Origin of the sequence: Pelagibacterium sp. 26DY04, from assembly GCF_031202305.1 — a bacterium.
Taxonomy (GTDB): Bacteria; Pseudomonadota; Alphaproteobacteria; order Rhizobiales; family Devosiaceae; genus Pelagibacterium.
The window spans coordinates 1139398-1151473 of record NZ_CP101731.1 but is presented as its reverse complement, the minus strand read 5'-3'; the positions used below and the strand labels follow the sequence as shown (position 1 = coordinate 1151473).

The 12076-nt window shown below is 64.9% G+C and carries 12 protein-coding genes; 7 read left to right on the top strand and 5 right to left on the bottom strand.

Going from position 1 to position 12076, the window contains the following annotated elements; all coding sequences use genetic code 11:
* Nucleotide 1: 1 nt before the first annotated feature.
* The 3 genes from NO932_RS05460 to NO932_RS05450 all read right to left on the bottom strand — a co-directional run bounded on the left by NO932_RS05460 (nt 2) and on the right by NO932_RS05450 (nt 2462).
* On the bottom strand, nt 2-1255 hold the full coding sequence (locus tag NO932_RS05460) for a DNA-packaging protein (RefSeq protein WP_375142873.1): 1254 nt from the start codon (nt 1253-1255) through the stop codon (nt 2-4).
* Between the two features lie 34 nt (nt 1256-1289).
* Nucleotides 1290-1709: a hypothetical protein gene (locus NO932_RS05455; RefSeq protein WP_309210083.1), complete on the bottom strand. Its 420-nt coding sequence runs from the start codon at nt 1707-1709 to the stop codon at nt 1290-1292.
* Between the two features lie 219 nt (nt 1710-1928).
* Complete coding sequence (locus tag NO932_RS05450; protein ID WP_309210082.1) at nt 1929-2462, bottom strand: DUF4142 domain-containing protein; 534 nt, start codon at nt 2460-2462, stop codon at nt 1929-1931.
* A 202-nt stretch (nt 2463-2664) separates the two neighbouring features.
* On the opposite strand from NO932_RS05450, the gene NO932_RS05445 reads away from it, so the two are divergent.
* On the top strand, nt 2665-5346 hold the full coding sequence (locus NO932_RS05445; protein ID WP_309210080.1) for a PQQ-binding-like beta-propeller repeat protein: 2682 nt from the start codon (nt 2665-2667) through the stop codon (nt 5344-5346).
* A gap of 5 nt (nt 5347-5351) precedes the next feature.
* Here NO932_RS05445 and NO932_RS05440 read toward each other — a convergent pair whose 3' ends face one another.
* Entirely contained in the window at nt 5352-5858 is a 507-nt protein-coding gene (locus NO932_RS05440; RefSeq protein ID WP_309210079.1) for a hypothetical protein, read from the bottom strand.
* 83 nt (nt 5859-5941) lie between these two features.
* Between NO932_RS05440 and NO932_RS05435 the strand changes: the two genes are divergently transcribed.
* From NO932_RS05435 to NO932_RS05410, 6 genes are all read left to right on the top strand, one after another.
* The gene (locus tag NO932_RS05435; protein WP_309210078.1) at nt 5942-6739 is read left to right on the top strand and encodes an ion transporter; all 798 of its coding nucleotides are present in this window, start codon (nt 5942-5944) and stop codon (nt 6737-6739) included.
* 93 nt (nt 6740-6832) lie between these two features.
* Nucleotides 6833-8311, top strand: a complete 1479-nt coding sequence (locus NO932_RS05430; protein ID WP_309210077.1) for an alkaline phosphatase — start codon at nt 6833-6835, stop codon at nt 8309-8311.
* 128 nt (nt 8312-8439) lie between these two features.
* Nucleotides 8440-8877, top strand: a complete 438-nt coding sequence (locus NO932_RS05425) for a hypothetical protein (protein WP_309210076.1) — start codon at nt 8440-8442, stop codon at nt 8875-8877.
* 176 nt (nt 8878-9053) lie between these two features.
* Complete coding sequence (locus tag NO932_RS05420) at nt 9054-9731, top strand: ABC transporter ATP-binding protein (protein ID WP_309210075.1); 678 nt, start codon at nt 9054-9056, stop codon at nt 9729-9731.
* Nucleotides 9728-11056 (top strand): FtsX-like permease family protein, encoded by a 1329-nt coding sequence (locus tag NO932_RS05415; protein WP_309210074.1) that lies wholly within the window; start codon nt 9728-9730, stop codon nt 11054-11056. The genes NO932_RS05420 and NO932_RS05415 overlap by 4 nt, the downstream gene beginning before the upstream one ends.
* Nucleotides 11057-11110: 54 nt before the next feature.
* Complete coding sequence (locus tag NO932_RS05410; RefSeq protein ID WP_309210073.1) at nt 11111-11668, top strand: copper chaperone PCu(A)C; 558 nt, start codon at nt 11111-11113, stop codon at nt 11666-11668.
* Between the two features lie 36 nt (nt 11669-11704).
* On the opposite strand, the gene NO932_RS05405 is transcribed toward NO932_RS05410, so the two are convergent.
* Nucleotides 11705-12037: a nuclear transport factor 2 family protein gene (locus NO932_RS05405; RefSeq protein ID WP_309210072.1), complete on the bottom strand. Its 333-nt coding sequence runs from the start codon at nt 12035-12037 to the stop codon at nt 11705-11707.
* Nucleotides 12038-12076 lie beyond the last annotated feature (39 nt).

The window sequence follows — 12076 nt, the reverse complement described above, 5'->3', positions numbered from 1 at the left end:
TCTAAACCCGCACCCTCGGCACCGGCCCCTCGCGCAGCAGCAATTCCGTCACCGCCCACACCAGCGCGTCCAGCCGGTCGGGCGAGTGCCCCTCGGCCAGCCCGTCCGGCCCGAAGGCGCACAGCTCGTCCTCGAGTTCGGCGAACATCCCCGCATGCTTCACGCGTCCCTGGGCATAGAGCGCCGCGACCGGCTCGGCCCGCACCCATTTGCCCCGGCTGGCCCGCACGGCGCGCACCGGCACGCCGGCATCGACCTGGCCGAGCACCTGCCCCACCAGATCGCCGCCCTGGTTGACCTCGGCGACGATCGCATCGGCGGCGAACTCGTGAAACGCGGTGACCGCCACGCGCGCCCATCCCACGGGCGAGGTGCCCTTCACCGTCCGGTCGGCCAGAACCACCGCCCGGTCGCCCCACCGCCCCGCCACGACGATGCCGCAGGCGTCGGACGTCTTGCGCCCGGTCACCGGCGGGTCGACGGCCACCACCACGCGGCTCAGATCGGGTGCTTCCCCGATCCGCCCCGCTTCGATCTGCGCCCGGTTCCACAGCGCCCCCGGCATTTCCTCGACGAACTCGCCGTCAAGCTCCTGCCGTCCCAAAACGGTGTCGTTATAGCGCGCCACCACGGCCTGGAGAAATGCCGGGGCGAGATTGTCCCGGTTGGCCTTGGTGGCCATGCGCGTCACCACGGTGTTCGGATCGGCCATCAGACGCTTGAGCAGGCGCGTGGGCTTGGGCGTGGTCGTCACCAGTTGACGCGGCCGCATGCCCAGCCTCAGGCCGAATTGCAGCATGTCCCACGCCGCTTCGGCCTTGGGCCATTTCGCAAGCTCGTCGCACCAGGCGGCGGCAAATTGCGGCCCGCGAAACCGTTCCGGGTCGTTGGCCGGCATCAGCCAGGCCTCGGCCCCGTTGGGCCACACCAGCACGGCGCGCGCCTTGTCCAGGCGCGGCCGCTCGGCACGGCGATGGACCGAGAGGATCCCGGAGACGCCCTCGACCATGATTGCGCGCGCCTCGGCCATGGTTTCTCCCACCAGCGCGATGGGCGAAACCGGACGCGGGGCGGCCACCAGTTGGCGAACCCATTCCGCTCCGGCGCGGGTCTTGCCCGCCCCGCGCCCCCCGAGCATCAGCCAGGTCGTCCAGTCGCCCTCGGGCGGCCGCTGCATCTTATGGTTCCAGATGGTCCAGTAGCATTTGAACTGTTCGGCCTCGCCGGGGGTCAGGTTCTCGGCCCGCTTCACCATCGCCGCCTTGCGGGCGGCGGTCAGGGGCGGCAGCCTATTGTTCGACGTCAAGCTCTTGGATCCGCTGGACGAGACGTTCGCGAATGGCTTCGAGCTCGGGGTCCATGCGCACCCTGCCCGAACGTGCCTTCTTTTCCGCCACCTCCATGGCCCCGATCCTGTCGATCGCCTTGGTCATGGATTCGAGCATCCGCATTTCGGTCGCGTTCATGGGTTCCTCGTTCATTTTCTGCTCCATCCGGGCAATCTGGCGCTCGATCAGGGACAGCATGCGCTTGAGCAATCCCCGCTTGCCGGTCACTGGATTCCGCAATGTCCAGTTCTCTTTGCGCCGGTGATAGTTGAGTTGGTTGCGCTTGATTGCATGGGTGGCGACGAGTTCGTCGATGGGCACCTCCCCCGCCTCGTATTCCGCGCGTATCCGCGCCCAGTCCGGCTCCGCCGCCTCGGTCATCGCTTCGATCCCCGCTGAATTGAAAAGGTTCGGTGAGATCGGCGCTTTTGCTGAAGCATTCAGCGCCCGGAAGCACAGTGGAGGGGCCGTTGCTGCCGGCCGCGCCAATCTCACCGTGCCACAACCATACCCCACCACCGTGACGCGGGGATAAGTTATATGAAAAAGGCCCGGCCGCCTGAGCAGCCGGGCCTCGGGAAGAGGCGTTGGCCAGCCGCGTTACATGCCGCTCATGGCCTGGACGTGCTCGAGATGCATCTGGAGCGTGGGCAGGGTTTCGGTGGCGAAATCGCGCAGCGCGCTTTCCTCGCCTTCGGTCGAAAAGCCTTCGAACAGGGCGACGGCTTCTTCGTGGGCCGTCACCTGGGCTTGGATATAGGCCTGGTCGAACGCGGCGGCATCGGCCGCCGCAAGCTCGTCATATTGCGCCTGGTGCTGCTCGTTCATGGCATCGGCCGGGGTTACCCCGTCCTCCTGGGCGGCGGCCATCATGTTCTCGCCCGCCATCGTATGGTCGGCGACCATCTGCTCGGCAAAGGCGATGACCTCCTCGTTCTCGCTCGTTTCGAGCGCCAGTTCGCTCGACTGGATCTCGAACATGTTGGACGAGGCCGCCATGTCGGCGAATTCCTGCGGATCGGTAATCGGCATCGGCGCGGCGGGGGTTTCGGTCGCGGCTTGGCCCAAGACCCCGGCGGCCGGGGCCAAAAGCGCGGCGGCCAAGCCCAGGGCGGCAAGAGAAAGCGGTTTCATTTGGGGGAACTCCCTTATTGGTGATCTCGACCAAACAGGTTCGCCCAGGCGGCGTTCCTGTCCCGTAACATGGATTGGCCTCCCCGCCCCGGCATCCCGTCAGGGACAAGGCATCCGCCCTCACCACAAGTTCGCCTTTTTCTCGGAACTCTCGCCGTTCTTCGGGATTGTGCCCCTAGCCATTTCACCGAAGGAGGGAACCATGCAGGACACGCATCGCGCGCGCCGAGGCTTCGGCTTTTGGGCCGCAATGGTCATCGGAGCCATCGTTCTCATCTTCGGATTGCCGATTTTCGGCGGCGGCATCTGGCTGGCCTCCCTGGGCGGGTCCTGGTACTACATTTTCGCCGGCCTGGGCCTTCTGCTCACCGCCTTCTTCCTCTTCCGCCGCTCGATGCTGGCGGTCTGGATCTATCTCATAACCTTTGTGGGCACCGTCGCCTGGGCGCTGTGGGAGGTCGGCCTCGACGGCTGGGCGCAAATCCCGCGCCTCGTCGCGCCCACCGTCGTGTTGATCCTCATCCTCGCCCTCATCCCCGCGCTACGCGGGCGTTTCGCCACCCCGCGCGGCACCGCTGCCGCCGCGGTCGGTGGATTGTTCGCGCTGGTCACCTCCATCGCCGTTCTCAACGTCAGCCAGCAAGGCATTGCGGTCGCGCAGGAAGAAGCCCCGGCCGAGGACGCCCAGCAGGCCCTGCCCGACGATGCGGGAGAAGCGCCAGCGGGCCAGGCACCGACCGTGGAAGAACCCGCCACCCAGGCGCCCGCCACCGAGCAGGCTCCCGCGCCCGATGCCCAGGAACCGACGCCCGCCGCCACTCCGGAACAGACCGGCGAAGAAGCCGCCACCGAAGAAACCACTCCCGAGCAACCGGCTCAGCCCACCACGGAGCCGGCGGCGACCAGCCCCACCGGCGTTCCCTTGCGCGGTGTCCTGGAAATGCCCCAGACCGGCGCCGACTGGCCAGCCTATGGCGGCACCCATCACGGCACGCGCTATTCCCCGCTCACCCAGATCAGCCCCGAGAACGTCGCCCAGCTCGAACGCGCCTGGGAGTTCCAGACCGGCGTGATGCCGCCCGAGGATGCTGACGAAAGCCAGCGCTGGTCGCCGGAAAACACCCCGCTCAAGATCGATGACGATCTCTACATCTGCACCCCCACCAATGTGGTGATTTCCATCGACGCCCGTTCGGGCGAGGAGGAATGGCGTTACGATCCGGGCATCGCTCCCGAAATTCTCTCCATCGGCGCCTGTCGTGGCGTCGCCTATTTCGAGGACCCCGAGGCCGGTCCCGATGATTTCTGCGCCCGCCGTATCATCTCGGGCACCGAAGACGGGCGCCTGTTTGCCCTCGATGCCGATCTGGGCGAGCTCTGCACCGATTTCGGCACCAACGGCCAGATCGATCTCGAGGACGGCCTGGGCGACACCGTACCGGGCTGGATCGGGGTCACCTCCGCTCCCACCATCATTCGCGGCATCGTCGTCGTGGGCTACAACGTCAACGACAACGAGGCCGAGGACGCCCCGTCCGGTGTCGTGCGCGGCTATGATGCGGTGAGTGGCGAACTCGTCTGGGCCTGGGACCTGGGCAACCCCGACAATCGCGGCGCTCCCCCCGAAGGCGAGGTCTACACCCGCGGCACGCCCAACATGTGGACCACCGCCGCCGCCGACGAAGAACTTGGCCTCGTCTACCTCCCGTTGGGCAATTCCGCCGTCGACTATTACGGCTCGAACCGCTCCGAACTCGAAAACGAATACGCCACCTCGGTCGTGGCCGTGGACGTCACCACCGGCGACGATGTCTGGCATTTCCAGACAGTCTATAACGACGTCTGGGACTACGATTTGGGCAGCCAGCCGGCGCTGGTCGATTTCCCCACCGAGAACGGCACCGTTCCGGCGTTGATCCTCTCGTCCAAGCAGGGCGAAATCTACGTCCTCAACCGCGAGACCGGCGAATCCCTGTTTGAAGTCGAGGAGCGCGAGACCCCTCAGGGTGGCGTGGAGCCGGACTATATTTCCCCAGTCCAGCCCTTCTCGACCTACCACTCGTTGGCCATGGACCCCATCGAGGAACGCGATATGTGGGGCATGACCCCGCTCGACCAGCTCTGGTGCCGTATCCAGTACCACGACTCGTCCTATGAGGGCATCTACACCCCGCCCACCACCGATGAGTGGTACGTCCAGTATCCCGGCTACAATGGCGGCCAGGATTGGGGCGCCATGGCGGTCGACCAGGAGCGCGGCATCCTGATCGCCAACTACAACGACGTTCCCAACCGGTTGCGCCTCGTGCCGCGCGCCGAGGCCGACGAAGCGGGCATGAGCACCGCCATCTTCGAAGATGGCGTGGGCGGCGATCCCCAGATCGGGGCGCCCTATGCCATCGACATCAATGTCGGCTGGCGCGACGATTTCACAAAGCTCATGTGCAAGCAGCCTCCCTATGGCGGCATCCGCGCCATCGATCTGGCTACCGGGGAAACCCTCTGGGATCAGCCTTTCGGCTCGGCCCGCGCCAACGGCCCGTTCAACCTCCCGACCTTCCTGCCGTTCACCATCGGCACCCCCAACAATGGCGGTCCGGTCGTCACTGCCGGCGGGCTGATCTTTGTCGCCGCGACCACCGATAACATGATCCGCGCCTTCGATATCGAAACCGGCGAGGAACTCTGGAGCGACGTCCTCCCCGCCGGCGGACAGGCCACCCCCATCGTCTATGAATTCGATGGCGTGCAATATCTCGTCATGATGGCGGGCGGTCATACGCCCATGGAAACCCCGCTGGGCGACCACGTCATCGCCTGGACGCTCCCCGGCGGCAGCGAGCAGGCCGGAGAAGGCACCACGGGGGATTCGGAAGCGCCGTAACCGCCTTATCGAGCCTCGGGATCGCTCCCGGGGCTCTCTTGTTCCACCGGCACGCGCGGCGCGCAATAATAGAGCGCCGTATTGATCGCCCGCAGCGATCCGGAAAGATCGATGAAGCGGAAGCCCTCTCCCTCGTCATCCTCATGCCGCAGGTAAACGAACGTTCCCTGCCGCAGCCTTTCCTCCAGCCATGCGGCATCAGCATCCGGGAAACGCGCGCCATAGGGCGCGTCGCTTACCTGGGCTTGCGCCGCATGGTTCTCGCGGTCGACCGTCATCACCCAGCGCCCGGCGTCGCCTTGCTCACGGCTCGAATGCACATGCACGCCAACCGAAAAGTCGTCCTCGCACCGCACCGCCAGGCAGACATAGTCCTCGGCCGTCGCTTCCCGATCGCATCCCATCGCGGCGCGATCGCCTTCTCCGGGCAGCGGCGAATAGCCCCATCCGGGCTCCTGGCCCGCAATCGGCGGGCTTGCCAGCCCCAGGATCAGCAGCACGGGCGCGCGCATCTCATCTCCCCTTGACCATTGGCAGCGATTGAGCTTTGCCTGTCGCGGCCATATTCGACCGGATCCGGGGACAACGTCCAGCCATGCGCGGCAAGCTTGCCATGTTTCTCTCCTCCCGCCGCTGGGAGCAGTTCATCATCGCGGTGATCATTCTCAACGCCGTCACCCTGGGGCTGGAAACCTCGCCCGAGGTAATGGCCATCGCCGGCCCGGCCCTGATGGCCCTCGATGCGGCGATCCTCGTCATCTTCGTGGTCGAGATCGCGCTGCGCCTTTACGCCCATGGGTTCAAATTCTTCCGCGACCCCTGGTCGATCTTCGATTTTGTCATTGTCGCCATCGCGCTCATCCCCTCTTCGGGCCCGTTCACGGTGCTGCGCGCCCTGCGCATCCTGCGCGTCCTGCGCCTGATTTCCGTCGTGCCCTCCCTGCGCAAGGTGATCGGCGGCCTCGTCGCCTCGCTCCCCGGCATCGGCTCGATCTTCGTGCTCCTGATGCTGGTCTTTTACGTCTTCGCGGTCATGGCCACCAAGCTCTATGGCGCGACCTTCCCCGAATGGTTCGGCTCCATCCCCGCTTCGCTCTACACCCTCTTCCAGGTGATGACGCTCGAGAGCTGGTCCATGGGCATCGTGCGCCCGGTCATGGAAGTACATCCCGAAGCTTGGATCTTCTTTGTCCCCTTCATCGCCTGCACCGCGTTCACCGTCCTCAACCTCTTCATCGGTGTCATCGTCTCGGCCATGCAGGAAGAGCATGAATCGACCGCCGAAGCCGACCGCGCCGCGATCCATTCGGAAACCGAGCTGGTCCTGGCCGAAGTGCGCGCCTTGCGCGCCGAAGTGGCCGAGTTGCGCCGCGATCGCGCGTCACAGGGCTAGTTATCCACTGTCATCGAACCGTCACCGACGGGTGACCTGACCGTCACACAACGCCAATAGCGTCCCGCCGACCGAAACCCCATGGAGGCAACCATGTTTCGTCGGACGCTAGTGTCTTCCCTCGCCATCGCGCTCTGCGCATCCACCGCAATCGCCCAGGACCTGCCGCAGGCCGAAAGCGATTACTTCACCGCCGGTCAGGATCTGATCGCCGAGCGCCTCGCTCTCGAGCCCAACACCAACACCGCCAAGAACTTGATCCTGTTCGTGGTCGACGGCATGGGCGTGAGCACCAATTACGGCATCCGCCTGTTCGAAGGTCAGCAGCAGGGTCTGCTCGGCGAAGAGCACAACCTGCCGCATGATCTGTACCCCAACAGCGCGATCATCAAGACCTACAACATCAACGCTCAGACCCCCGACTCCGCGCCGACCGCCGGCGCGATGAACACTGGCGTCAAGCAGGTCTTCAACACCATCAACCTCGACGAAACCGCCATCCACGACGATTGCTCGAGCGAAGTTCCGCTGCGCCTGTTCTCCGAAATGCTTTCGGACGCCGGCCGGTCCGTCGGCGTCGTTTCCACCGCCCGCATCACCCACGCCACCGGCGCCGCGGTCTACGCCAAGACCGCCAACCGCAACTGGGAAAGCGAAGCTCCTGAAGGCTGCACCGACATCGCGACCCAGCTCGTCGAGCAGATGGAAGCCGGCGTGATCGACATCGCCCTCGGCGGCGGCGCCCGCGCCTTCGCTCCCGAGGGAACCGAGATCCCCGTTGGAACTGGCAACCGCGTCGATGACGTCAACCTTATCGACCGCGCGGCCCAGTTCGGCGCCCAGGTCGTCTACAATGCCGAGGAACTCGCCTCGGTCGACCTCAGCCAGCCGGTTCTCGGCCTCTTCACCAATTCGGACATGAGCTACGAGCACGATCGTCCGGAAAACGAACCTTCGATCGCCGACATGACATCGGCTGCCATCGAAGCGCTTCAGGCCAATGAAGAAGGCTTCTACCTCATGGTCGAGCCCGGCCGCGTCGACCACGCCAGCCACGGCGGCAACGCTCACCGCACCTTCACCGACGGCGTGGCGTTCGCCGAAGCCCTTCGCGCCGCCGACGAAATGACCGACGACGAAGACACCCTGATCATCGTCACTGGGGACCACGAACACGCCATCGTCTTCAACGGCTATTGCGGCCGCGGCACCCCGATCACCGGCCTGTGCTACGACGTGGCCAGCGGCCAGGTCGAGCACTCGGACGAGCTGGTTCTGGCTGCTGATGGCCTGCCCTACACCGTTGTCGGTTTCGGCAATGGCGCCGGTTCGGTCCTGGTCGAACAGGAAGACGGCACCTATTCGGGTTCGCGTCCCGAGCTGACCCAGGAAGAAGCTCAGGATCCCGATTACCTGCAGCAGGCCCTCATCCCGGCCTCCTCGGAATCGCACTCGGGCGTCGACGTCGGGCTCTGGGCCAAGGGCCCCTGGGCGCACCTCTTCGGTGGCACCATGGATCAGGAAATGATCTTCCACGTCATGAACCACGCCGTCTTCGGTTCGGCCGAATAAGCCTTCTCGGTTCACGAAATCCGGAGGGGCCGGCTCGCCGGCCCCTTTTTCATCCAACTGTCACACTGGCTGGCAACCCGTCTGCTAAACCTTCGCCAACCCGAACACAAAGGCAAAGGAGATCGTCAATGAACCGTCGCGGATTCTTCGCCACCGCCACCGGCGCCGTCGTCGCCGCCCCTTTCATCGCCACCCGCGCCATGGCCGCCGAGCCGCAGGTGCGGCTGCGCGAGCTTTACAACAACGACATGAGCTTCACACCCTTCGCTCTCGAGCATGAAGGCCAGCGCGTCGCCATCGAAGGCTTCATGGCGCCCCCGCTGAAGGCCGACAGCGAGTTCTATGTGCTCACCAACCGCCCCATGGCGGTCTGCCCGTTCTGCTCGTCGGAAGCCGAATGGCCCAACGACATCCTCGCCGTCTACGCCCAGCGCGTCGTCGATGTCATTCCCTTCAACGTCAAGATCGTCACCCGCGGCACGCTTACGCTGGGCACCTATACCGACCCCGAACTGGGCTTTGTGAGCCGCGTCCGGCTCATGGACGCCGTGCAGGAACGCGCCTGAGCCACCACACGGCGGTCCGGTTGCCGCTGAGTCCAATCGGATCTTCAGCGCTTCCCCACAACACGCTGAATTCCGGGCCTGCCCCGGAATTCAGCAGCAGCCTGCGCCCCGCCCCTAAACGTGCCTGTCCACCCCGGCCAACCAACGACTCTACGCTCCGGCACCCGCGAGACACAATGACCCTCGGCCTTTCCATCACCGACCTTGCGGTCAAGGCCTCCTCTGGCCGCACGCTCCTCAGCGTCCCCGCCCTCACCCTCACGCCCGGCACATGTCTTGGCGTGCGCGGCCCCTCGGGCGCCGGTAAATCCACATTCCTTTTCTCGCTCGCAGGGCTCACCGAGAACGCCACCGGCACGATCCGCTGGGGCGATACCGATCTTCTCCCGCTTTCATCCGAAGCGCGCGCCAAATTCCGCCGCCGCACGGTCGGCATGGTGTTCCAGGATTTCCTGCTGTTCGAGGAGCTCTCGGCCACGGCAAACGCCGCCCTCCCCGGCGCCTATGCCAGTCGCTCGCGCCAATCCGCCATCACCGAGCGGACCCGCTCCGTCCTTGACCGTCTCGGCATCTCCCACGGCGCACGCACCGTCGAAAGCTTTTCGGGCGGCGAACGCCAGCGCGTCGCCATAGCCCGCGCCCTTGCCGCCGATCCGGCCATCATCCTCGCCGACGAACCCACCGCCAGTCTCGACCGCAAAACAGCTGACGCCCTGGTCGACGACCTCGTCTCCCTGGTGCGCGACACCGGCAAAACCCTCGTCGCGGTCAGCCATGACCCCGCCGTCTACACCCGCATGGACCGCGTCATCGAAATCATCGACGGCCGCATAGCCTCGGACGAAACGGCATGAATCCTCTCACCCCGCTTTACCGCTCCATCGAATGGATGCCCGTCGCCGCGCAGGATGTCTTGGTGTTTATCGTCCTCCTGCTCCCCGCCCTGATCGTCGGCGGGCTGGTGCTTTTCGGCTATCGTCCGTTCTCGCTGGTCCGCGCCATGCTCTGGCGCTTCCGCTGGACCAACACCCTCTTTATCGCCCTGATCGCCATTTCCGTCGGCATCGGCGTCGGGCTGATCGCCCAGGAGCGCGGCCTGCGCCAGGGCACGGCCCGCGCCGCCGATCCGTTCGATCTGGTGATCTCCGCCCCCGGCAGCGAGATCACCATGCTGTTCGCCGCCGTCTATCTCCAGCCCTCGGACGTGCCTCTGCTCTCGGGCGATATCTATGACGAGATCGCCACCACTCCCGATGTGTCGCTGGCCGCACCTATCGCCTTTGGCGATAGCTACGACTCCTTCCCCATCGTCGGTTCCACCGCACAATTTGTCACCCACATGTCCGAGGCCTTGGCGGAGGGCGAGATGTTTGCCGCCCATGCCGATGCCGTCATCGGCGCCCGCGTCGATCTGGCAATCGGTGATATCTTCGTCCCCCAGCATGGGGTCGGCGATGCCGTCGAGGAAGGTGCGCACGACCATTTCGAGTATCGGGTCGTGGGCCGCATGCAGCCCACCGGTTCCCCATGGGATCGCGCCATCATCGTCCCGGTCGAAGCGGTTTGGGAAATCCACGGCCTTGCCAATGGCCACGCCCCCGAAAATGCCGACCAGCTCGGCCCGCCCTTCGACCCCGACTATTTCCCCGGCACCCCCGCCGTTCTGGTGTCCGCCGAACAGCTCTACGCCAACTACGCCCTGCGAGCCCGTTTCCAGACAGCGGAAACCATGGCCTTCTTCCCCGGCGCCGTCCTGGCGGGCCTGCATTCATTGATGGGCGATGTCCGGCAGGTGATGAGCGTCATGGCCATCGTCACCCAAATCCTCGTTACCGCCGGCGTACTGGCCGGGCTCGTCATCCTCACGCGCCTCTTCGCCCGCCGCCTTGCGCTGCTGCGGGCGCTCGGCGCCCCGGCCCGGTTCGTCTTCTCTGTGGTCTGGTCCTATGCCGCGACCCTGATCTTTGTCGGCGCGATCGGCGGCATCGCCGTGGGCTATCTCGCCGCCAACGTCATCTCGCGCATCGTCACCCAGCAGACCGATATCCTGGTCAACGCCACCCTTTCGTGGCCCGAGTTCCACCTCGTTGCAGCTTTCGTCAGCCTCACCGTCATCCTGGCCCTGGTTCCTGCCTTCATCGCGCTGTCACGACCCGTGGCTACAGATCTGCGCAGTTAGTTTATAACATTCAGCGCCGTAGAACGGCGCGACGAATCAAACTGGAGCACGATCATGATCAGAGCCGCCCTGCTTTCCCTCGCCCTCTTGGCCACGCCGGCCTTTGCCCAGGAAACTCACGACGAGCATGCCGAAGAGCATCACGAGGAACATGGCGATCACGCTCATGACGATCATGAGGAACACGGCCACGAAGAACACGACGATCATGTGGCCGAAGCCGACGGCATCCGCGCCGTTCACGCTTGGACCAACGCCACCGAAGGGTCCGCGGCTCTGGTTTATGTCGAGATCGAAAACACCTCCGACGCGGATGTAACCCTCACCGGCGGCGAAACCGAGCTTGCCCAGTCGGTGGAACTGGTCGGCCTGCAGAATTCGGGCGGCGAGCTCTCCTACGTGCCGATCCCCGAAATGCCGATCCCGGCCGGTTCGGAAATGCTCCTCTCGCCCAACGGCCTTGCCCTGCAGCTCAACGGCCTCACCGAGCCGCTGGTCGAAGGCGAACATTTCCACATCGATATCGAATTCGGCGACGTCCACCTCGACACCGCCGTCGAAATCGAATCCGCCACCGCCACCCAGCACAGCCACGCCGGCCATCAGCACTGAGGTGGAAGCGGGGCTCGTGCGAGAGCCCCGCTTCGCTTACCTGATGGTCAGTGCAGCAATCTTGTCCCCACGCAATTGGAAGCTGAATTGCAGATTGACCGGGCTTCCGGGAAAGTTCCCCGCCACCGGTCCTGCCAGAATCCAGCGTCCCGCCTGTTCGTGCGCCGAGGTTGGAGAAAAAATCGCCTTAACCGCGACTGTGTTGTTTTCAATCCAGGCTCTGATCTCTTCCTTGCCTTCTGGCTGATGTCCGTCACCGGAATCGTCCACTGTCGCATCATCGGCAAAGGGTGCTGCCATGGCGTCGGCATCGAGATTGGCTCCCGCCTCGATATAGGCGGCAATCGGTTTGGGCAGGTCGAAACTCATCTGGGTCTCCATGGTGGGAAATATTAATTGGCCATTGGA